Origin of the sequence: Staphylococcus argensis, assembly GCF_002902305.1 — a bacterium.
Taxonomy (GTDB): domain Bacteria; phylum Bacillota; class Bacilli; order Staphylococcales; family Staphylococcaceae; genus Staphylococcus; species Staphylococcus argensis.
In genome coordinates, this window is the sequence record NZ_PPPX01000011.1 from 47,251 (window position 1) to 70,310 (window position 23,060).

At 39.9% G+C, this 23,060-nt stretch carries 22 protein-coding genes and 1 pseudogene; 9 read left to right on the top strand and 14 right to left on the bottom strand.

What is annotated here, in order from left to right:
- The first annotated feature begins 98 nt into the window (after positions 1–98).
- Entirely contained in the window at positions 99–479 is a 381-nt protein-coding gene (locus CD039_RS07220; RefSeq protein WP_103371739.1) for a hypothetical protein, read from the top strand.
- Positions 480–590: 111 nt separating this feature from the next.
- Here CD039_RS07220 and CD039_RS07225 read toward each other — a convergent pair whose 3' ends face one another.
- Positions 591–1,925 (bottom strand): NCS2 family permease, encoded by a 1,335-nt coding sequence (locus tag CD039_RS07225; protein WP_103371740.1) that lies wholly within the window; start codon positions 1,923–1,925, stop codon positions 591–593.
- 105 nt (positions 1,926–2,030) lie between these two features.
- Positions 2,031–4,165, bottom strand: a pseudogene (locus CD039_RS07230) (DNA topoisomerase III).
- A gap of 131 nt (positions 4,166–4,296) precedes the next feature.
- Here CD039_RS07230 and CD039_RS07235 point away from each other — a divergent pair.
- Positions 4,297–5,172 (top strand): GNAT family N-acetyltransferase, encoded by an 876-nt coding sequence (locus tag CD039_RS07235; RefSeq protein ID WP_103371741.1) that lies wholly within the window; start codon positions 4,297–4,299, stop codon positions 5,170–5,172.
- Positions 5,173–5,236: 64 nt separating this feature from the next.
- Here CD039_RS07235 and CD039_RS07240 read toward each other — a convergent pair whose 3' ends face one another.
- Positions 5,237–6,145: an AEC family transporter gene (locus CD039_RS07240; RefSeq protein WP_103371742.1), complete on the bottom strand. Its 909-nt coding sequence runs from the start codon at positions 6,143–6,145 to the stop codon at positions 5,237–5,239.
- Positions 6,146–6,332: 187 nt separating this feature from the next.
- Here CD039_RS07240 and CD039_RS11860 point away from each other — a divergent pair, with 187 nt between their 5' ends.
- On the top strand, positions 6,333–6,503 hold the full coding sequence (locus CD039_RS11860; RefSeq protein WP_002471302.1) for an SE1832 family protein: 171 nt from the start codon (positions 6,333–6,335) through the stop codon (positions 6,501–6,503).
- A gap of 52 nt (positions 6,504–6,555) precedes the next feature.
- The gene (mspA, locus tag CD039_RS07245) at positions 6,556–6,873 is read left to right on the top strand and encodes a membrane stabilizing protein MspA (RefSeq protein ID WP_103371743.1); all 318 of its coding nucleotides are present in this window, start codon (positions 6,556–6,558) and stop codon (positions 6,871–6,873) included.
- Positions 6,874–7,743: 870 nt separating this feature from the next.
- Here the strand turns inward: mspA and CD039_RS07250 are convergent.
- Positions 7,744–10,842 carry an efflux RND transporter permease subunit gene (locus CD039_RS07250; RefSeq protein WP_103371744.1) on the bottom strand — a complete coding sequence of 1,033 codons (3,099 nt, stop codon included), beginning with the start codon at positions 10,840–10,842 and terminating at the stop codon, positions 7,744–7,746.
- 505 nt (positions 10,843–11,347) lie between these two features.
- Positions 11,348–12,601 carry a lipid II:glycine glycyltransferase FemX gene (locus CD039_RS07255; RefSeq protein ID WP_103371745.1) on the bottom strand — a complete coding sequence of 418 codons (1,254 nt, stop codon included), beginning with the start codon at positions 12,599–12,601 and terminating at the stop codon, positions 11,348–11,350.
- Positions 12,602–12,726: 125 nt separating this feature from the next.
- On the opposite strand from CD039_RS07255, the gene CD039_RS07260 reads away from it, so the two are divergent.
- Positions 12,727–12,978 (top strand): hypothetical protein, encoded by a 252-nt coding sequence (locus CD039_RS07260; RefSeq protein ID WP_103371746.1) that lies wholly within the window; start codon positions 12,727–12,729, stop codon positions 12,976–12,978.
- A 3-nt stretch (positions 12,979–12,981) separates the two neighbouring features.
- On the opposite strand, the gene CD039_RS07265 is transcribed toward CD039_RS07260, so the two are convergent.
- On the bottom strand, positions 12,982–13,734 hold the full coding sequence (locus CD039_RS07265) for a VOC family protein (protein WP_103371747.1): 753 nt from the start codon (positions 13,732–13,734) through the stop codon (positions 12,982–12,984).
- A gap of 213 nt (positions 13,735–13,947) precedes the next feature.
- Between CD039_RS07265 and CD039_RS07270 the strand changes: the two genes are divergently transcribed.
- Both CD039_RS07270 and CD039_RS07275 read left to right on the top strand, forming a co-directional pair.
- The gene (locus CD039_RS07270) at positions 13,948–14,385 is read left to right on the top strand and encodes a MarR family winged helix-turn-helix transcriptional regulator (RefSeq protein ID WP_103371748.1); all 438 of its coding nucleotides are present in this window, start codon (positions 13,948–13,950) and stop codon (positions 14,383–14,385) included.
- Positions 14,386–15,600 carry an MFS transporter gene (locus CD039_RS07275; protein WP_103371749.1) on the top strand — a complete coding sequence of 405 codons (1,215 nt, stop codon included), beginning with the start codon at positions 14,386–14,388 and terminating at the stop codon, positions 15,598–15,600. It begins immediately after the preceding gene.
- Positions 15,601–15,885: 285 nt separating this feature from the next.
- Here CD039_RS07275 and moaA read toward each other — a convergent pair whose 3' ends face one another.
- The 6 genes from moaA to CD039_RS07305 are packed head-to-tail and all read right to left on the bottom strand — an operon-like array spanning position 15,886 to position 19,940.
- Positions 15,886–16,908 (bottom strand): GTP 3',8-cyclase MoaA, encoded by a 1,023-nt coding sequence (moaA, locus tag CD039_RS07280; RefSeq protein WP_103371750.1) that lies wholly within the window; start codon positions 16,906–16,908, stop codon positions 15,886–15,888.
- 16 nt (positions 16,909–16,924) lie between these two features.
- The gene (mobA, locus tag CD039_RS07285) at positions 16,925–17,527 is read right to left on the bottom strand and encodes a molybdenum cofactor guanylyltransferase MobA (RefSeq protein WP_103371751.1); all 603 of its coding nucleotides are present in this window, start codon (positions 17,525–17,527) and stop codon (positions 16,925–16,927) included.
- Between the two features lie 3 nt (positions 17,528–17,530).
- A complete protein-coding gene (moaD, locus tag CD039_RS07290; protein ID WP_002471294.1) occupies positions 17,531–17,764 on the bottom strand; it encodes a molybdopterin converting factor subunit 1 in 234 nt (77 codons plus the stop codon).
- Positions 17,764–18,213 carry a molybdenum cofactor biosynthesis protein MoaE gene (locus CD039_RS07295; protein ID WP_103371752.1) on the bottom strand — a complete coding sequence of 150 codons (450 nt, stop codon included), beginning with the start codon at positions 18,211–18,213 and terminating at the stop codon, positions 17,764–17,766. Before CD039_RS07295 ends, moaD begins: the two co-directional genes overlap by 1 nt.
- Positions 18,214–18,684, bottom strand: a complete 471-nt coding sequence (gene mobB / locus CD039_RS07300) for a molybdopterin-guanine dinucleotide biosynthesis protein B (RefSeq protein ID WP_103371753.1) — start codon at positions 18,682–18,684, stop codon at positions 18,214–18,216.
- Positions 18,681–19,940, bottom strand: a complete 1,260-nt coding sequence (locus CD039_RS07305; RefSeq protein WP_103371754.1) for a molybdopterin molybdotransferase MoeA — start codon at positions 19,938–19,940, stop codon at positions 18,681–18,683. Before CD039_RS07305 ends, mobB begins: the two co-directional genes overlap by 4 nt.
- A 61-nt stretch (positions 19,941–20,001) precedes the next feature.
- On the opposite strand from CD039_RS07305, the gene moaC reads away from it, so the two are divergent.
- Positions 20,002–20,490 (top strand): cyclic pyranopterin monophosphate synthase MoaC, encoded by a 489-nt coding sequence (moaC, locus tag CD039_RS07310; RefSeq protein ID WP_103371755.1) that lies wholly within the window; start codon positions 20,002–20,004, stop codon positions 20,488–20,490.
- Positions 20,491–20,555: 65 nt separating this feature from the next.
- Here the strand turns inward: moaC and CD039_RS07315 are convergent, their stop codons facing one another.
- Positions 20,556–21,071, bottom strand: coding sequence for a MogA/MoaB family molybdenum cofactor biosynthesis protein (locus CD039_RS07315; RefSeq protein WP_103371756.1), 516 nt, complete (start codon positions 21,069–21,071; stop codon positions 20,556–20,558).
- 22 nt (positions 21,072–21,093) lie between these two features.
- Positions 21,094–22,095 (bottom strand): ThiF family adenylyltransferase, encoded by a 1,002-nt coding sequence (locus tag CD039_RS07320; protein ID WP_103371757.1) that lies wholly within the window; start codon positions 22,093–22,095, stop codon positions 21,094–21,096.
- Positions 22,096–22,304: 209 nt separating this feature from the next.
- Here CD039_RS07320 and cudC point away from each other — a divergent pair, with 209 nt between their 5' ends.
- Complete coding sequence (cudC, locus tag CD039_RS07325) at positions 22,305–22,868, top strand: choline uptake/conversion transcriptional regulator CudC (protein WP_103371758.1); 564 nt, start codon at positions 22,305–22,307, stop codon at positions 22,866–22,868.
- The last annotated feature ends 192 nt before the right edge of the window (positions 22,869–23,060 follow it).

Here is a 23,060-nt window from a genome sequence, read left to right on the forward strand (position 1 = left end):
TTTCTAAGATTTACATGAGTCGATTTCGTATTGCTCTAATATTTTACTTTAATATGGTATATTATAGGTAAGAATATTACAAAGGTGGTTAATCATTAATGAGAAATGGTGTGCGATTAACACTAATTATACTCAGTATTATCCTTATTATAGATGAATGCGTATACGGTATCCCGTTTTTAGGTGGACTCATTATCGTTCACGGCGGATGGTCTCCAATCTTCTTTAACGCATTCTTATATGCAGTCGTTCTAATCATATTACTAGCTGATCGTCAGAATTCAATTAAACCTATGGCGATTATTCCACTCATTGGTCTTATCGGTTCGATTATTGCAATCATTCCTTTCGTTGGACTGATTACACACTGGATTCTATTCTTCTTGATGATTTTCTTCCTATTCATTGTGTTCTCAGCTCCCGTATATATTCCGAACCGTCATGCTAAGACGATTTATAATGATGAAAAACGTCATTAACTACAATGAGCGACTCGTTAGCTTTTAATTTTAAAAGAAATCAACTCATTCCAAACATAAAATTAGGGTTTAGGTTTAACAACAGCGTTGTTAAACCTAAACCCTTTTTAATTATCCATGCACAAACACGAAATAGAGAATAAAGAGAATCATGAGTACATACATAATCGGATGAATTTGCTTATGCTTTTTAGTAATCAACATTGTGATCGAATAGAAGATAAACCCACATGCAATCCCTGTCGCAATGGAATATGACAGTGGCATCATGATGATCGTCACAAATGCTGGCACCGCAATCTCAAACTGCTTCCAATTGATCTCAGCAAAGTTTGCCGCCATAAGTACACCTACTACGACAAGTGCTGGCGTCGTCACTGCACTTGTAACGACGGCCATTAAAGGGCTGAAGAAGATTGCCAGTAAGAAACAGAAGCCTGTAACCACACTAGCAAAGCCTGTACGCGCACCTACTGCTACACCTGAACTTGACTCAATATAAGAAGTCGTCGTTGTAGTACCAAAGATCGCACCCACGATTGTCGCTAGTGAGTCAGAGAACAACGCACGTCCTGCACGTGGCAATTTGTTATCTTTCATTATGCCAGCTTGCGTTGCAACTGCTACAAGTGTACCTGCTGTATCAAAGAAATCGATAAATAAGAATGTCAGAATGACAATTAAGAATTGGACTGAGAATAATTGTCCTGGGTCCTTAAATGCATCAAATGCAGCACCAAAGGTAGGTTCGATACTAGGAATTTTACCTACGATACTCGTTGGTGTATGTATCTGACCTGTAATCATACCTGCAATTGATGTAATAACCATACCGATGAATATCGCACCCGGTACTTTCAAGGCATATAGAATCACCGTGATGATAATTCCGAAGATTGCTAGAAGTACTGCCCCATCTGTAAGTTGACCTAAAGTTACGAGTGTAGAATCGTTCTTAGTGATAATCCCAGAACTCTGTAAGCCGACGAAAGTAATAAAAAAACCAATTCCCGCCGATACTGCCATCTTCATCTGATAAGGAATCGCATTGATGATAATCTCACGCAACCCGGTCACAGTCAGTATCGCAAAGAAGATACCTGAACAAAGCACACCGGTCAAACCGACTTGCCAAGGAATGCCCATCGTTAGTACAACGGTAAAGGCAAAGAAAGCGTTCAATCCCATACCAGGAGCTAGACCTATTGGATACCTAGCAATCAGCCCCATAAATAATGAACCGACGAAAGCAGCTAAGGCTGTTGCTACGAAAATAGCGCCTTGGTCCATCTTCATACTCTCAGATACACCTTTAACACCAGCAAGGCTAAGCACTTGTGGGTTAACCGCTAAGATGTAAGCCATGCTGAGAAAGGTCGTCAATCCACCGAGAATTTCTCTTTTGAAGTTCGTCCCATGTTCTTGAAAACCAAAGTATTTTTTCACTGTAAGTTCTCCTTTTATTACACAAATACTCTAACAGTTTAATACTAAAACATTGATATTACAATAACCGTCAGCAATTTTTCTTAGATTTTAAACTGCTGCAAACTATAATTTCAGATCTTTGAGCGCATCTGCAAACGGATTATTCTGCATCGATTCGTCTTTGCCCATATATTTCTTCATATCTTTCTTAGATGCTCGATCTGCCTTTTTATTTTTATGACGTTGATCCATTTGAGCTTGTGTTTCACTATAACCACAGACACAACGATAGACTGCTTGCTTTCCTCTACCAAAGCGTGTCAATTTCTTCTTACAATTAGGACAGCGTGCATTCGTCTTCTGCTGTACGTTCTTCTTCGTCTTACAAGTCGGATCTTGACATGCCAACATCTGTCCGTGCTTTGTCTTCACTTTAATCATAAACTTCCCACATGTTGGACATTCCGTGGTAGTTAAATTATCGTGTTTATATTTTTGCTCGCTCGCCTTAATCTCGTCTACGATTTCCTGAGTAAAGGACTTCATTTCTTTCATAAACTGTCCCGCATTGTAATTGCCACGCTCAATTTGACTCAACTTGTCTTCCCACTCCGCTATCATAATCGGAGAGGTTAACTGTTGAGGTGCCAATTCTAGAATTTGCTTTCCTTTGCTAGTCACCTTAATTTTTCCGTCATTTTGCGTAATCGCATTCATGTTAAATAACTTTTCAATAATATCTGCACGTGTCGCTACTGTACCGATACCTCCAGTAGACTTTAATGTTTCAGCATGCTTCTTATTCTGCACATCAATATATTTCTGAGGATTCTCCATCGCTTTTAACAAACTACCCTCGTTAAAGTATTCAGGTGGCTCAGTGTGATGAGTATAGATGTTAAAGTCTGTAACAGAGTAAGCTTTCCCTTGAGTAAAATGCACAGTGGAAGACGAAACAGATTTATCCCCCTGACTCACTGCCTTATACCCTAGCTCCTGAGTCACACGCTCTTTGAAAACGAAAGGATACTTACTAATTTGTGCAGTAACTGTAAGCTGGCTATAGCGCTCTGGCGGAAGTAAGTTCTCAACGAAACGTTCAGCCACGAGCATATAAAGTTTCTGTTCTCTCGCCGACAAAGCGTTAAGATCCACACGCACCTCAGTAGGAATAATTGCGTGGTGATCAGAGACTTTACTATTATTGATAAAATGACTCTTATGTGTAAAATGCGTTCGGCGACAAACTTTCGCATGCGGTTTCAATGACGTTGTCATCACTGCGTCTAAACGCTCCTTTAACGTACCCAGCATATCATCCGTTAAATAATTCGAATCTGAACGTGGATACGTCACTAATTTGTGACGCTCATAGAGATTCTGAAGTGTATTCAATGTCTCTTTGGCTGTAAAACGATAGCGTTTCTACGCCGCTTCTTGTAAATCCGTCAAACTAAATAGATGTTGCGGATATGATTTCTTGTGTTTCTCATTCACTTTCACAACCTTCGCCTGCTTGCCTTTCAATTGTTGAATTAACGATTGCAATTCTGCTTTATCAGAAACATTGCGCGGTTGTTCACATTTAAAGGCTGCTCCGTTAATGTGTGCACTTAACGTGAAATACTCTTGCGGTTGAAAGTGATTGATTTGTTCTTGGCGTGTTTGAATCAGTTGAATTGTAGGTGTCTGTACACGACCAAGCGAGAGTTGAGCATCGTATTTCGTAGTCAACGCACGTGTCGCGTTAATACCATCCAATCCGCTTCGCTACGAGCAAGCGCCGCACGATACAATGAATTATATTTGCGCCCATCCTGTAAATGTTTGAAACCGTGTTGGATGGCTTTACGTGTCACTGAACTTACCCATATACGCTTGATTGGCTTTTTATTTTTAACTTTATCTAGAATCAAACGCGCTACGAGCTCCCCTTCGCGTCCTGCATCTGTCGCAATAATAATCTCTTTTACATCTTTGCGCGTCAATAACGACTTCACCGTGTTAAATTGGTGTTTCGTCTTCGGTATGACGACAGATTTCATATACTTAGGGATGATAGGTAGATCTTGCAGACGCCATTCTTTCCAATGCTTATCATACTGTTCAGGTGTCGCGTTCGTCACGAGATGCCCTAACGCCCATGTGACGATATATTGTTTATTCTCAAAGTAACCTTTACGCTGTTGATCAATATGTAATGCCTGCGCGATATCTTTACCTACTGAAGGCTTCTCTGCTAATATTAATGATTTCATAACTCTTTCCTTTCTCGTCTAGTTATTCTATTGTAACACGTCGATTTGATACGTTAGCCATTTCTACATATAATAAGGTTAAGTAAGAAGCCAAGATTACGCAATATCAAACTCATACGGAGGCCATTGATATGAATATAACTCAACTCACTGATACTCAGACGATACTCAACTTTATTGAACATGCGAACTATGACAAGACATCATACCTTTATAAACTTCCTCAAGAACATGCGCATATCAACCAAATGCTTGATCAAGCGATAGATAACCCAGGTGTCTTTGCGTTAGTCGAAGATGATGACATTAAAGCTGTCCTCTTTGCATTTACATATGATACCGAACGCTATAAAGTCATCGGCCCTATCGTTCAAACAGATTATACACTATCAATCGAAGACCAAGATGCATTGTTTAAACATATGTACCAAGCTCAACCACCCGAAGCGAATTTCAATTTCTCTTATGAAGCACAAACTCAAACGTATGCGCGTGAGATGAAAGCGATGAACGTCGCTTACAACTTTACGGATTATTACTTAGAAGCTTACCCTGACCAATCCGAAGCACTCGCCTCATCCCACCCTACAATCACTGAATATCACAAAGCGTACTTCAGAGCGTTTCGCAAGCTTCATGATAAAGCCTTTAAGCGAGCAGAAATGAGTGCAGAAGATATCGTAGATTCTTTGGACGAACATAATCGCTTGTTCATCTATATGTCTGAAGGTTTATTAAAAGGCTACGTTTATCTTCAAGTGAATCCTAACAATCGCATCGCTGAAATTAAATATTTCACGAGTCATCGAGATTACCGCTTTAAAGGTATTGCATTCGACTTATTGAAATATGTATTACATTTTGCTTTTACAAACTATGAGTTGAAAAAGGTCTACTTTAAGATTCGTAGTAAAAATAGTAAACTTGTCGAACGTTTCAACGAACTCGGTTTTGTGGTTAATAATGAATATAAGAAGTTTAAATTCGTCGCTAACAATCTTCAATAACAATGTAGAAAAGGTCGGAAAACAGGACGCATACACCTGTACTTCCGACCTTTATTTTTGCCCATTAAACTGCAATGGCTTGATAGAGATATAGAATAATAATGCTGATTAGAATCGTGCTATTCGACGCCATACCAATTAACGGCAAGGTCTTATATCTGAATTGAAGCGCATATGGAATAATTGCGACACCTACAGGTAACAACCAAGCGACTTGGAGTGTCGATTTGATCATTGGATCGCTCACTGGTAAGAAGAAGTGAACGAGTAAGCCTGCGATAACACCTAGTGCATAATGACTGACAATATATTTCCATGCGAGTGGTAAGAAATGTTTCTCAATATTAAAGTTCAACATTAAGCCTAATAATATCATTGAAAGTGGCATATTGGCTTTTCCTAACACATCAAAGAACTGAATCATCGCTGAAGGCAAGTGAATGTTGCTCATATTTAATATAAACATGACTACATAAGTCACGAGTGGGACAGATTTAACTAAGCTGATTACTAGTTGTTTAAAGCTAAATGGCTGACCATTGCTGCTAAAATGACTTCCAACAAGATAAGTAATACCGAACATCACGATTGCCCCACCAATATCAGCCATACCGAAGTAAATGAGTCCTTTCTCAGGCCAAATTGCTTCTACTAACGGATAAGCAAAGATACCAATGTTAAGTGATGCGATCATCATGCCCATCGTTCCTCGCACCTGCTTATTGTGTTTCATGAACAGCCAAAGCATAATCGCTTTCGCAATCACACCATAGAGAATCATCATGACAGGCAGGATAGATAGAGAAATATCTAAATCCGCACTATTTAGATTAACGATAACGAGTGAAGGCAAGGTCACGTTAATTACGAGTGTGGCAAAAACTTGACTATCGTTCGCTTTAAAGAAATTCATTCGTTTAAGGAAGTAGCCAAGTGCAATTAATATGATGATTATAATAAATTGAAGCGTCACACTATCCCTTCTTTCAGACATCAGAAATTACCATACTGATTTACTTTAACACAGATGATAGTTAGTTTAGAAGCAATCTATTTCGTGTTATAATCGTGAGGAAATGCTTAGTTTCGATTGATAAGCAAATAGCGTTATATATCATATTAGAACAATCATAATTATCACTGAGTAAAGGAGTATCGCTATGGATTTAAATTCACAATTAGAAGAATTGAAATATGACTACGTTCGTTTGCAGAACGATTTAGATAAACGTGAATCTGTTGGCCTTGAAACAGATCCACTTATCAAACAATTAGAGGACATTGAGCAACAAATCTCAGATGTACGTGCTAAGATGAGAGAAGAACAATAATCTACAAACGTCGATACTAACGTTTGCATCACTTAAGAAAGGATATCATCCCATGCAACTTTACTTGATTCTATTACCTATTTTATATTTAATCGTTGCTTACATTAGTATTTTTAAGATGAAGACCATCTTTACAACGATATTGCGTATTATCATGGCTGTATTGTTACTGTTCGTCGTTGCGTTAACGACTGTATCATTCCCAGCAGCTAATTGGTGGGTCTTCGTCGTTCTCTTCTTATTAGTGGCCAATGTGGAAATCACTGGTTTCAAACATAGTAAACATGATAAGAAGGGTGTAAGCTTACTCAACATTCTTACTGTTATTCTTTTCGTGATTTACTTGATCTTAACGATTGTAATGTATTAAAAATGAGTGACAACAATTGGACTCATTCGTGCTTAGTGAAATCACATTTAACAAGAGCCTGGGACTAAATTAAAACTTATTAATTTTCAATGTTATAACTCTCGCTTGCTTGGGAAAAGTACAGAAATCTATGATTTCGTAGTGCTTACCCCGCAAAGTTGACTAGAGTTCGAGAAAGCGTTAGCCATCTCGAATTCAGTCAACTACTGCGTAGGACCACACTCAACTAATTCTTTTCGCTCAAAGAGCTCTAAGAATGGATTTTCGTTGTGGTCTAGTTCCATCAAGCGTCTCGAGTACACATTGAAAATCTATTCAAGAATTGAATTCAAACGTGCTTATCATTTACCTCTGAAGTTAATTTATATAATTATTCCAGGCTCTCATTTCTACTGTGACCTAATACTCTCAATCGTTACGAGTAGACATTGAAAACACTATAAATTAAAACAAACGTTAAATTATTAACCTCTCTTCTATTACTACTGATTAACTTCCTTACAATGTATTAAGCTTAGATAAAATAGATAAATCGCTATGAAACTCATTAGCTACTATATGCTTTCATAATAAATTCTAATATATTACTTTATTAGCTTCTTGTTAGCTTTGAGATTGTGAGAAATTTCGAGTTCGATCACTCTCAATTCGTTCTAGCAAGGAGCTATTTTAGTTCTTCGTTTTTACCTCTTCAGAGCCAACCTCAACCTCCCCTACAATTAAAGAAACCGCCCATAACTCAAAAAGTTGAATATTGACGTTACCTTGGCCTTTTTAAATCAAGCGCAGGTCATCCACTCAACTCCGAGCAATGGACGGTTAGGTTCATTGTATGAAATGGGTCTTCATCTTTAACTTGTCAAAGATGACTTATTTATCACCATGTTTTACAATCTTATCCTTTAACGTAAATAGAATTTCATAAATTACAGGTACAACGATAAGGGTCAATAGTGTAGATGAAATGAGTCCACCAACTACAGCCGCTGCTAAGCCTTTAGAAATCAATACGGAACTGTCTTGACCGAATAACAACGGTACTAACGCCCCGATTGTTGCTAAAGCAGTCATTAAGATTGGACGAATACGAGTGCCGCCCGCTTCTAATAATGCTTCTTCCGTTGTCATACCTCGTTGTTGGTTGTTTACTACTCGATCGATCAACACGATCGCGTTGGTCACAACGATACCGATCAACATCAACATACCAATCATCGTTGAAACTGAGAATGTCTCTCCTGTGATGAGTAACGCGATGATGACACCAATCACCGTGTAAGGTAATGAGAAGAGAATCGTGAATGGTGCGAGTGCCCCTTTAAATGTTAGGACGAGCACGAGATAAACAATGATAATAGCTGCAATCATTGCAATAGAAAGTTGCGTTATCGCATCTTTAATATCATCCGTCGCACCACCGATATCTATGCTGACGTCTTTCGGTTTATCAATCTTGTTCACTTTCTGAATGATATCATTCGATACGCCACCAACGTCTTTATTCGTTACCTTACCAGTCACAGAAGTCATGTAATCGCCTGATTCTGTTTCAAGTTTATTTGGTGTTTTACCTTTTTCTAATGTGGCGATATCACTGAGTTTCACTACTTTACCCGTCGGTGTAGGCAAACTGATATTCTCCAACTTCTCTTTAGACCAATGCGTCTCTTTATCTTGTTTGACTTTGACATTAATCGATTTGCCACCGTCTTTAACTGTCGTTAGCGTCTCTTCTGGCGCGTTCTCATTCAATGCAAGCGCAAGTTGTTTCGCTTTGATGCCATTATCAGCCGCTTTGTTGTGATCGACCTTCACTTGATATTGCTCATATGTTTGTGATAAGTCTGATTTCACATTAGCGAGCGATTTCTGTTGTTTCATCAATTTCTCAACTTTAGCTGACGACGCTTTAATTTTATCTAAAGATTCACCTTTAACTTTAACCTCTAGACTATTGTTATCTCCACCAGTTCCTAAATCTTGGTTCTTCCACGTACCTGGCTGTTTAAAATGCTCGATGTGTTTCAACACTTTATCAGGTTCTTCGTCAAAGTGAGGTGTATTCTTATCATACTCAACCATGATGGCTAAGCTGTTCGTACTACCCGTTGGATCGGTTGGTGTCGCGCCACCGACAGAGTACTGAACTGTCTTCACTTTATCTTTATTGTTTAAGTATTTCTGAACTTTCTCGGCATGGTCAAGCACTCCTTCTTCTGTTTCACCTGGTTCAGGAGAATAAGTTAAAGCAAGGTATTTATCTTCACCTGTAGAGATGAAGCTCGTTCCGATACGTGTACCACCCAATGCAATCGTTAATACTAACACGAACGTACTTACGATAATGACGATCCATTTATGATTTAATGACCACGAAAGCACACGACGATAGCCTTTACTTACGGAGCCCAGTGATGATTCAAATGCTTTCTTGCGTACACCCTTTTTAAATAAAGTCGCACCTAAAGCTGGAACAATGGTAATGGAAACGAGGAGGGACGCCAATAGACTGAAGGCGATCGCAATCGCAAACGGTCGGAACATCTCCCCAACTGAACCTGTCACAAAGGCTAAAGGCAAGAACACAACTATCGTTACAAATGTTGACGACATAATCGGTTTAAATACTTGGCGTGTCGCATCGATAATCAAATGCTCCCCTCGTGCTTCCTCATCTGGTTTCGTCAACCGTCGATAGATATTCTCAACGACCACGATAGAGTCATCAATGACACGGCCAATTGCTACAGTTAAAGCACCGAGCGTAAGTATATTGAGTGAGATATTGCATAGTTTCATCGCTACGAGTGCAATAAGCAAGGACATCGGAATTGAGACGATAGAGATGGCTGTCGTACGAACATTTCTCAGGAATAAGAGAATAATGATAATCGCTACAATCGTACCTATTGCAGCCTTTTCAACCATCGTATAGATAGAATCTTGAATCGGTTTCGCTGTGTCCATCACTTTCGTTGCTTTCAAACCAGGATTATCTTTCGTAAATTGTTTAATCTTCTCTCTCACATCAGATGCAACCTGTACTGTATTTGCATCTTGTGCTTTCGTCACTTGGACATTCACCGCATCTTTACCATTTGTTCGAGAAATGGAATCACGCACGTCGCCTTCTTTGACATCCGCTATGTCAGATAACGGCACAGTTGAAGTCTCACTCTTCTTCTTAGAAGCGTCAGAACTTTGATCGTCAGAACTTTGTCCAATATCTAAAGGAATCTTCAATTGCTTTAAATCATCGACTGAACGGAACTGACCGTCGACTACGATTGATTTCTCTTTCTTGTCAAACTGGAAGAGTCCGAGTGGCGTTTCGTCAGACGAGTCTTTGATATAATCTTGAACACTTTGCGCATCGAGGCCTTTCTCTTGAAGTGCTTTGTTCTTAAATTTAATCGCCACTTCACGCTGAGTTTGTCCATTCGTTTGAGCGTTCTGAACACCGCTCACTGTCTGTAATTTCGGAATGAGATTCTCTTTCACTTTCTTAGTCACATCGTTGAGATCGTTATCTTTATTAGTAAAAGAGTATGCGACAACCGGGAATGTATCCATGTTGTTACGAACGAGTTCAGGTTCTTTGACCTCGTCTTTAAACTTAATCTTGTCTATTTCTTTCTTGAGGTCATTCTCTGCTTTGTCCATATCAGTGCCATTCTCATACTCTACCGTTACCATTGAGGCATTGGCTGTTGACTGTGCACTGACGTTCGATACTTTCGACATTGACCTCACTTGCTCATCAATCTTATCACTGATATCTGTCTTAATCGTCTCTGGCGTTGCACCTGGTTCCGTCGTTTGAACTGTAATCATTGGTTGTTCAACGTCTGGAATCAGCTCTAGTTTCATCCTCACACTAGCGTACACACCGCCTAATATGACGAGCAACACCATTAGGAAGATTGCAAATTTATTTGCTAATGAGAACTGCAGTAACTTCTTGATCATCCGTTATGTAACCTCCAACTTCTATGTATTACTTTAAATTTACCACAACTCTGCGTTAAAGAGTATAGCGGTTGTGGAATTGCGTGCGAGTGTTCACATTTATTTTGATTTAGCGCGTCTTTTGTGTAAAAGGGGTATCATTCAGCTTTTCTCACATATTAAAAAGAGCTAGCTAAGAGATGGCTAAGTCGATCTCTTGGCTAGCTCGGTTGAGTGTGTTGTTATGAATGTATTCATCAATTGAAAATGGATTTACTATCTAAAGAATCATTTTTCGATGTTATGACTCTCGCTTGCATAGGGGCTGCATTCAACTAATGAGACTGGGCAAAATTAAAACTTATTAATTCTCAATGTTATGACTCTCGCTCGAAAGAAACACAGAAATCTATGATTTTGCAATGTTTCCCCCTCGAAACTGTCTAGCATTCGACAGTCTGTTAGCCTTATCGAACTCAGACAGCTACTGCGTAGAGCCACGCCCTTTTATTTTATCCAACCGCACTTATTTCTTACGTTTCAACTTACGTGATAATTTAATCTTCGCGTTCGTGAGTTTCGGTTTAAGGTTCTCAATTGCAAGATAGAGTGGTTTATTTAAGACGTAGTCAAACTCACCAATCTTCTCACTTAAGTACGTGCCCCAAACCTTTTTAAACGCCCACAAACCATAATGATCGGAGTCTTTATCAGGGTTGTTGTCTGTACCGCCGAAATCATATGTCGTCGCACCGTGTTCACGTGCATATTGCATCATCGCGAACTGCATGTGATGGTTCGGCAAGAAATCACGATAGTCGTTGGAAGAAGCACCGTAAAGATAGTAAGATTTCTCACCGCAGAACATGAGGAGTGCACCAGAAAGGTAAACACCCTCAGGATGCTGCACCTCTAATTCTTGCATATCTTTATACAAGTCTTCTGTCTTCGCAGTCTTATTCTGATTATCGTTCAATTTGTTTTGTGTCTTCTTATCTTGTTTCTTATTCTGTAATTTTTCTCGCTCTTGACGGAGTTTCTCTAACTCTTCACCTAGCTCTTGCAATACAGGTTTCGGTTCGAGTTTAACGAGGAAGAGTTCCGCATCGCCGTCTGGGTGCAACGCATCATAGATATTCTCGAAATAGCTGACATCACGTGTAAGGAAACCGTCGCGTTCACCAGTAATCTTCATTAATTCAGCGAACGTCTTCAAGCCATCGCGACTCGCGCGTTCAACTTTCGTGCCGCGTTTCAATGACGTACGCACCTTAGAACGGTTACGGCGTTCAAAGCTTTGGATGAGTTCTTTATCTGACTTGTCAATTGGCGTGATCATCGTCATACGTGGTTGAATATAATCTTTAGACAGACCTTCTTTAAAGCCTTTATGTTTAAAACCAAGTGCTCTCAGATGACGCAATGCTTCAATGCCGTTATTGACCTCTACATCTGGATCAATCTTAATCGCATATGCTTTCTCACGTTTCGCAACTTTAATCGCTTCATCTCGGAGCGCTTTGAGTGCTAATTTATTCGTATAATCTGTTACGAAACCACGGGAAACGTAACATAATGTATAAGGAAGTTTAGGTATCTTCTTAAACAATAGCTGACCGACACCTTTAACTTCTCCATTCTCTCCTACAGCGATACGTTTCGAATACCAACCTGTTAATTTCTTCGTCTCGCCCCATTGTGTGAGCTGTAGTAAGTCGCCATTGGGATGAGATTTCACGAACGCATCATGTTCTTGATTTGTGATATTCATTCTTTCCATCAATTTAAATGTCTCCTTTGTATCTGAACCAGTAACTATTATTATACTTAAAAAAGCCTGCGCTTTCACGTACAAGGTTATGATTTGTTATTCTAAATATAACATGTTAGACAGAGGAGTAAATTATGCGTATCATCATGCTTTCTATTATAGCCATCATCAATATGATTTTTGTCGTCCAAGCCATCACACATCCATTAACGATTAACAACTTTAGTTTAAAAGTCATGCTCGTCGCATTCTCGCTCGTCATGACCATTGTCTTTCTGCTCATTCGTACAACACGGTTAACGACATGGATAAGCGTGATTACTCTATTGATTACATTAATTCATGCCGGTATCATCGCACATACAGCTTATACCTATATCTATTGACGACTAGACGAAACGATACTCTCCTCCACGAATGATAAAGGAATACGGTGAAGTGGTCTCTTCATCGCGTATCACTATGGATTTATATGACGAACGCTCTCCGTCAAAGATACGATAGACAACTTCATCGCTTCCTATCTTCAATTCAGTGAAATCCTCATTATCTTCTGAAACTTCCATCTGATACCATTTCTGCCAACGTGCCATTGTCACCGCTCGATCTGTACTTTCAATATTGATTGACGTGATAGTAAAATGATTCTGTCTTAACGGTGCAAGTTGTTCTGAACGTTGCTCTGCATCTTGATCCCACTGAATAAAGAACGGCGGTTTAACCAAGTAATCATTATCAGCAATATACAACAACCGCCACGTCTTCTTATCGCCTTTCTTATTCTCTCGATCCATCTTAATCGGACCGATCACTTCAACACCATTGGCTTCCAAACGTTGCTTCTCTTTCTCTATATCATCTGTCTCAAATGCAAGCGTCTTAAATCCTTGTCGAAAGCCATCTTGTACAATTTTAGACGGAAACGAGACACGTCCTTCTTCTGATTTCACGATTTTTTGTAACTGTTCAATTTTATAAATATCTAACAGCTCAACATAAGCATTAGATAAATAAACTAAGCGATTGTGTGTCCCTAGTCGTTCATGTTTACCCCCTGAGTGAATCTTCAATACATCTCCAGGAAAGTTAAAGTCTTTCAAACGTTGCACATAATGGATAATGTGATCCAACTTCAAAGTCATCCTACCCCTCCGCTCTATTTCGTTATTTCTGCACTTTCCAAACGACCTAACTTGTCATCTAGCATAACAGAAACCGCTCTACATTGCTTTCTAAACGTTATTTTTATAAAAAATTCCAGTCACCCTATTGAAATTAACTTTAATACATCGTATACTATATAAGTCGAATTTAGTTAGCAAGGCTAACCATTTTACAAAAATAAGGAGTGCGTTATGAACAATTCAGACTTATTTAATAGCATCACGTCAATCTATCGTCCGTATGTCAAATTCTGTCGTCCTATCTTTGAAAAGCATGAACTCTACAACGGTCAATGGCTCGTACTCAAAGATATTGCCCTACATGCACCGACGACACTCGTTCAGATTTCACAGCGCAGAGCAATTGAAAAACCAACTGCGCGTAAGATTCTTAAGGTATTAGCAGAGAAATCCTTGCTCGAAGTTACGCCAGGTACTGACCGTCGTCAAAAATGGCTGACACTTTCTGACAAAGGCCAAGCGCTCTTTGATGAAATTTATGGTGAAATTGCCCAGATCCAAGAGCAGCTCATTAAAGAAACAAATTTGTCGACAGAAGATATCGAAACGACGATGCGCACGTTAACTACAATATACGAACAAATTCATTCAATAGAGGAGGAATCTTAATTGCAATCAACCGATCAACTTAAGACACCTATTTGGACTAAGAGTTTCAACATTAACTTCTTAACGAACTTCTTAGTCTATCTCAGCATGTATTTACTCATTGTTATTGTCGCAAGCTATACCGTTGATGTTTATCATGCATCAACAAGTATTGCTGGACTAGTAACAGGGCTCTTTATCATCGGTTCACTCATCGGCCGATTCGCTACAGGTAAATACGTCAATCAACTCGGACCGAAGAAGACACTCCTTATCGGTCTAGGATTCTTGCTCATTACGCAACTCTGTTACTTTATTGAAGGTTCACTCACTTTCCTTATGTTTACCCGTCTTATTAACGGTATCGCTACAGGTGTGACTACGACGGCTACTGGGACAATCGCTGCATATGTGACACCACCTGAGCGTAAAAGTGAAGGTATCAGCATGTTCTCACTCAGTTTAGTTATCGGAACTGCTGTTGGACCATTCTGTGGACTCTTCTTATCTAACCTTTATCCGATTGAAGTCTTATTTGGTCTTTGTCTCGCATGTGGTATCGTAAGTTTCGTTACATCATTCTTTATTAAAGTCACTTTCGATACGACAGCGAAAGAAGAAAAGAAAGAGGACAAACAACCAGCTAAGAAAGGCTTTAGCTTAAGTCACTTTATTGCGAAAGAAGCAGTACCAGTTGCTATTCTGATGGTACTTTCTGGTTTGACGTACTCATCTATCTTGTCCTTCATCAAAGACTATGCGCAGGAAATTAATCTCGTAACGATTTCTAGTTACTTCTTTATATTCTATGCGATTTCTTCTCTCGTTACTCGCCCTCTTGCTGGTCGTATGATGGACGAATATAACGAGAATGTCGTAGCTTATCCATCGTTCATCTGCTTGATCTTAACGTACGTATGTCTGTACTTTACTTCAAGCAGCTGGTTACTCGTAGTAGCTGGACTTCTCTTAGGAGCAGGTTACGGTACCATTTCTTCTATTATGCAAGCTGTAGCAATCAAAGTATCACCACCTGAGAAATATGGTGTAGCGACATCCACTTACTTTATCGGCTTAGACCTAGGTTTAGGTATTGGACCTTACTTGCTTGGTTTCTTAATCAACGTGATGTCCTATGCACAACTATATGGTCTTATGGCTATCGTGGCATTATTCACTACCGTACTCTACTTCCTCTTACATGGACATAAAGCTAAACAATATGAGGTTGAATAAGCTTTCTATTTAGTTAAAATGATAAAAATAACCCGTGAATGACGAGGAGATAATGATAATTATCTCCTCGTCATTCACGGGTTATTTTTATTGATCAATAGGAGAAGAAGAACAGTAAATAAATGATTGGTTTTAAAGAACGACTTGAGACGCCTGAGGGATCACGGTCGTAACGAAAATCCATTTTATTCGCTCTTTGAGCGAATAAAATCAGTTGAGTGCGACCCCCTAAGCAAGAGAGAATTGTTGTCAGAAAAACATAAAAGAATCTTCTTCTCTTTGTCGTCATCCACCTATATAATTCATATTAATCTTCTTGCGCTTACGATTCGCAACAGTCTGTTCTGTCCGCTCATCAGAATACCGATTGTCACGAATATGCCACAACGCTTTGAACTGATCCTCCAACTCTTGATCAGTAGCCCCATTACGCATCAACGCTTTCACATTAAAGCCATCAACTTCACTAAAGAGACAACCGTAGAATTTACCGTCAGAAGATAAGCGGGCACGTGTACAAGTTGAGCAGAACGATTCAGAAACACTTGTAATTAACCCGAATTTCGCTCCATTATCGTTATGACGATAATATTTCGCTACTTCACCATAATATTTCGGTGGAACAGGTGAAATGTCAAATTCAGACTCAATCATCTGAAGCATTTCATCTTTAGAAACGACTTTACTAAAGTCCCAGCCGTTATCATTACCAACGTCCATAAATTCAATAAACCGAATTTCAATATCCTTATCTTTGAAATATTGCACCATTGGTATGATTTGGTCGTCATTCACACCTTTTTGGATGACTACATTAACTTTTACGTGGAAACCAATACTGACTGCATAGTCAATTTGTTGTAATATCGTTGACGCTTTAATATTACGGTTATTAATCGCTTGAAAGACCTCGTCCTCAATTGCATCTAGACTCACGTTAATACGACGTAAGCCTGCATCATAAAGCTTTTGTCCATGTTTTTTCAATAATAAGCCATTAGTCGTTAAACCTATATCCTCAATTCCATCAATATGATTTAAACGTTCGATAAGTTGGTACAGATTACGTCTGAGTAGAGGTTCGCCACCAGTAATACGGACTTTCTTCACGCCCAACTTAGTATAAATCCGAGTAATGCGTTCCATTTCTTCAAACGTTAGAAGTTCATTCTTAGGTAGAAAGACATAGTCATCGCCAAAGATTTCTTTCGGCATACAGTAATCACAACGGAAATTACATCGATCCGTTACTGATAATCTCAAATCTCGTATCGGTCTGCCTAACTTATCTTTGATTTGTGCTACCATGCGTCTCCCTCCTTACTTAATCTAACGCTTCTCGTAACTGTTCTAAATCCTGTTGATAATTAATATTCCAATACCAATACGATGGTTGTGGAATCTCTCCAACATCAATCCATGACGTTGAAACTTGTCGATATAGATGTTTCATACTGAAATCATCGGATTCCAACACCTCTTGTAACTGTGGCTGAACACTCGAATGATAGAAAGCAAGTGTCGGAATCGCGTACTTGTCATCTTGATATCCTACAATATCAGTACCTTCATTTTTAACACGCTGCTCAAACACCTCGCGTAAATGCTGAACCGCTTCTACCGTCACCATAGGCGTATCTACTGACACGACAAACAACGCGTCAGGCTGTGAACCATATTGAAACGCTGTGTATATACCAGCTAACGGCCCTTTATCTTTGTGCGTATCTAAGTCTGTAACGACCTGCTCAGCCTCAAACGCCCGGGCTAACTGCGTATTAGTACTAATGAGAATATCATCAAAGCATTCCGTCTCTTTCAACGTTTGTATGAGCCTTTGGTAAAATGTTTCTCCATTAATCTTCGCGAAGGCTTTCGGTGAACCGAAACGTTCTGAATGCCCTCCAGCTAATATCACTGCGCGCATACATCAACCTCCACTTACTGGTGGTATCAATGCTACTGTATCGTTAGGTTGAACGACATCATCATCACGTACAAATTCTTCATTTACCGCAATTTGAAAGGCTTTATCTTGAATTTCAGGATGACGGTCACTTAAATCTTTTTTAAAATCACTTACCGTTAAGTCATAACTTAAATCAATATCTTCATGATCCATATTTAATATTTCTTTAATCTCGGCAAAGTATAAGATTCTCATTATTGATCACCTCTCGTCGCGTCACTATAATAACCACGTTGGTGCCCTTGCCACTCTGCACCGTCTTCCCAAATTTCTTTCTTCCAAATCGGCACTACCTCTTTGATACGATCGATGGCATATTCATTTGCCGCGTACGCATCTTTACGATGTGGCGAAGAAACACTAATTAATACGGCAATATCAGAAATTTGCAGAGGTCCGATACGATGGACAATGGCTGTTATCGTTCCTGGCCAACGTTCTTCGATTTCTGCACCAACTTGCGCGAGTTTCTTCTCTGCCATCGGAACGTATGCTTCGTACTCTAAATACTCCGTCTTAACACCTTTCGTCCACTCGCGAACATGGCCTGTAAAAACGACTACTGCACCTTGATGCGGTGTCACTACGAAATCGCGATATTGTTCTGTTTGAATAGGTTCAGTCACCACTTCATATTGTTTCATTTATTTCAATCCCTCTAATTCCTTTAATAACCATTGGTCGAAGTGTTGTAATTCTGGATCTGCATCCCAATTCAATTGATATTTCACTTCGGATAGTTGACTCAATTCCTTCAACGCTGTCGCTTCACGTGCAACAATGACCTTTGGGTAATCAGCTTGTTTAAATCCTTCTACTAGGATGAGTTGACAATCTATTGTAACAGATTGCTCGATGATTTCTGAAAGATTTTGTTTCGTACTACGCGTCACTGTTTGTTGATAATCGTTACCTTGCACGATACTTTGATCTGCCCCAGCACGAAAATGTTTCATGTGATCTACATCTGCATCTTGAAGCACGATATCTTCTCCTTGATGACCATGATGCTTAATCGTTGTGACAGTGATTCCCAAATCCTTCGCTTGTCTCACAATATGTTGCATCAACGTCGTCTTTCCAGAATTTTTATAACCAACGACTTGCAGAATCATAAATTGAGATCCTCTTCATACGCGTGAGATTCAGTTAAGATGACATTCACAGTGTAGCCCTTCTTGAAACCTCTCGTACCTTTCGGCAACACAATCATCGCGTTGCTATGAGCGATGGAAACGACCGCACCTGATTTATTGAAGCCAGCTGGAGTTACTGTCATCTGTTGTCCATCGAGTGTTGCTTCTGCACGGATGAAACGTGTAAAGGGGTTTGGTTTACCAAAGTCTTCCATTAAAGTAGCCTGAATCACTTGAGGATAATACGCTTGCGCTCCCATCATTTTATTTACGGCAGGTTTGACGTAAAGTTGGAAACCTGTGAAGCAAGCAGATGGATTACCTGAAAGTCCAAATAAATATTGATCATTCGCAACCGCAACCGTCGTTACACTACCTGGACGCATCGCAATTTTATTAAATAAGACTTCTGCGTCAATCGCTTTATAAATTTCTGGTAGGTAATCGAAGTCGCCGACAGATACGCCTCCTGTCGTAATGATAATATCGTGTTGTTGCATCGCACGTTTAACTGCTTCGATGCTGCTTTCGAGATCATCTTGTTGGATTTGATAGGTTTCAACTTCCAAACCAAGTTGCTGACTCAGTGAGGCAATCATCGGTCCATTAGAGTTACGAATCTTACCTTCTTCAAGTTCGTCTTCTACATTCAGCAATTCACTACCTGTCGCAATGACGCCGACACTCGGTTTCTCATAAACTGGTACCTCACTATAGCCATACGTAGCAAGCACTGCTATCGCTCCTGGATTAATACGTTGACCACGTTCAAGCACTACATCGCCGATTTGAGTTTCCTCACCTTTACGCGCGATGTTATCTCCAACTTGGAAAGGTTTACGAATAGTGAAACTATCTTCACTCTCTACTGTTTGTTCCAACATGACGATGGCGTCCGCCCCTTCAGGAACTTTTGCTCCAGTCATGATACGTACTGCTTCTCTTTCTCCAACCACTTTCGACGATACTGAGCCGGCACCGATGTGATCGATAACTTTAAATTCTAAACGGTTATCCCCACTCGCGCCTTCTGTATCTTGTGCTCGCAATGCATAACCATCATACGGCGATTTGTCGAAGCGTGGAATTTCATATGTTGCCACAATATCTTCTGCTAAAATGTATCCTGTACTGTCTGCTAATTTCACTTGGCGTGTCGGCATCGTAATATCTTGTTGAACGACACGGTGAATGGCTTCACTTACTGGTATCGGTGTTCTTTTTTCTACTGACATTTGAATCAGCTCCTTCTCTTTTCAATTCGTGATATACTAAATTCGCATAAGGAGGTATAACATGTCTGATTTCACACATCTTAATGAACAAGGACGTGCAAAGATGGTCGACATCTCACAGAAAGACGTGACGAAACGTACAGCAACTGCGCACTCAAGTATTACAGTTAACCATGAAATTTATCATCAAATCGTTAACAATACAGCCAGCAAAGGAAATGTACTCAATACTGCTCAAATTGCGGGTATCATGGCTGCCAAGAATACAGCGGACATCATTCCGATGTGCCATCCGCTACCCCTTACTGGCATCGACATTCACTTTGAATGGTGTACAGATAACAATCAATATATCTTAAATATTGAAGCTACTGTTAAGACGACAGGTAAGACGGGTGTTGAAATGGAAGCACTCACTGCCGCTTCAGTAACAGCGCTCACGATTTATGATATGACGAAAGCCGTCGATAAAGGAATGATTATCGGCGAAACCTATCTTGAATCTAAATCCGGCGGTAAAAGTGGAGACTACACGCGTTCAGAATCTTAATATCCTATGAAAGCCCAGCTTGCATGAAGCGATGCCACTCATGAGCTGGGCTTAACTTATACATGCTAAGATTTCGTAGCTTCTGATACGAAATGATTCAATTCAGGTTTAATGAGTCTTTCCATAGCTAATTTCACTGCTCCAGTAGAGCCAGGCAAACTAAAGATAAGTTGATGGCCACGCTCGCCAATCGTACCCGCCAACGCTCTAGAAAGCATCGCACGTGTACCAACGTCTTCCGTGTAACTTAAATATCTAAAGAGTTCACCAAAGCCTTCAACTTCTTTATGCAACAATGGTCGAACCGCTTCAATTGTCACGTCACGTTTAGCAATGCCTGTGCCTCCCGTAACGATGATGGCATCGATATCCGTATCTTCCCATTCTTTAATTTGTGCCTGAATCTGTTCAATATCATCTTTCACGATTTGATAATTCTTTTTAACCACACGTACGTCACTCGTACCCAATGCTTCAAGGACTTGTTTGCCGCCCTTGTCCGTCTCAAAGTCACGCGTATCTGAAACTGTGAGCACTGCACAATCAATCGTGCGCTCAAGTTGTTCATGTTGATGTGCCATATGAATCACTCCCCTTTGTAAATTAACCAAACAACTGACCAATCAGAGTCGCTGCTTGATTTGGATCTCTCATACCATGAATGAGCATGCGGCCACCAGTAAAACTTATGATGCGATGTCCTTTAAACTCAAACATGAGCATGTAATCGTTCTGTTTATATTTCATACCTTTAGTTCCTAGGAATTGCACAATCATTTCCTGGGAAATATGTTGATTGTAATATTGGACGGTATCTCTACCACAAAGTACTGCATATTGACGATCAGCTTGATTAAGATAAGGATAAGTAGGGTGAGAACCACACGTTTCACAAGTATCACGGTGCATACGACCGAAACCTATCGTGTGGTGACTGCCTTCCCAAATATCGCCAAAGGTCAATCGTGGCGCCACCTCTTTATTGGTCAGTAACTTCAGAGCATCGCGAATTTGTAGGCTCGTCGTCATCGTCACAGCGGGTTGAATCACGCCCACTGTATCGCAGGTCATACTGATTGATGGAAGGGTTGGCATCACACAATTGAAACATGGCGTCTGACCGGGAATAAACGCAGCTTCCGTATAAGTACTTTGAACTACTGCGCCGTAAATCCATGGTATCGATTGTTGATAAGCGAAGTCGTTCAAACGCTGTCTCGTCTCAAAGTTATCCGTGGCATCGATGATTAAGTCCACATCTTTGCCATGCTTATCTAAGAAGACCTTATCGACATGTGCGATGTAACTGTGGATGTGGATATCACTTCGAATTGCCTCTAATGCTTTTTGAGCAGCCACGACTTTCGGCAATGCAGACTGCGCGTCCAATTCAGTGAACAGAGTTTGTCTTTGCAAGTTACTATATTCAATATAGTCTCTGTCCACGATCGTTAGCTCACCTACACCAGAGCGAGTCAACCCTTCAGCCACATGTGTGCCCAATGCGCCCATACCTACGATGAGCACATGCGATTGCGCCAATTGTTCTTGACCTTCACTTCCTATATTTTTATACAAGATTTGTCTAGAATAACGCGTCTCCATTACTGCTTACCCTTTCTACATCACTTACTGTTCTTATTATAGGTGTTACAACGCGAACTCACAAAGGATTGACTTACCTTTCTCATAGTAAAATGTACAGGCGCAAGCTGTTAGATTTGTTCAATAAAAATTTAATTAATTTTACAAATGGATATATAATCGTGTGCGTTCATGGTACAATGAAGGTAATCGTATTTGGAGGTGTAGGTATGCCACGTTCTACAAATTATCAACAAAAGCTGGCCCATGCGAAAGATCATGTCATTAACTCAATTGGTGAGACGATGGACCTTTATGGAATGAACCGCAGTGTCGGTAATCTCTACGGTACTATGGTGTTTGGTCAACAAGCAATGACGCTTGATGAAATGCGTACTGAGTTGCAGATGAGCAAACCAAGTATGAGTACCGGTGTGAAGAAACTTCAAGAGTTTGATGCTGTGAAACAACAATTTATACGTGGTAGTCGTAAACAACACTTTGTAGCTGAGAAAGATTTCTTTACTTTCTTCGCTAACTATTTCTCTATGAAATGGAATCGTGAAATCAAGCTCAACATGGAAGCGATACGTAAATCTGAAGATGAAATCGAGACGATACTCGAAGCGAACGATGTTGATGAAGATACGAAAGAACAAGCGCAAATCATCTATGACCAAATGGAACATTCTAAGCGTTATTATGAATGGTTAGGCGACTTAAGTGAAGCACTCACATCAGGTAAGATCTTCGACTACTTCCCTATTCCAGAAGAGAAAGATAGCGATCAATAAGTGACGCTTAAATAAATATAGCGATAATGGAGCCTGGGACACTAACAGAAACTAGTGTTTGAGATAGATGAAAATCACGCTTAAAATGAATCTTTATTATATTTTCAATGTCGACTCGAGACGCATGATGGAGCTAGGCCACAACGAAAATCCATTCCTAGAGCTCTAAGAGCGAGAGGAATTAGTTGAGTG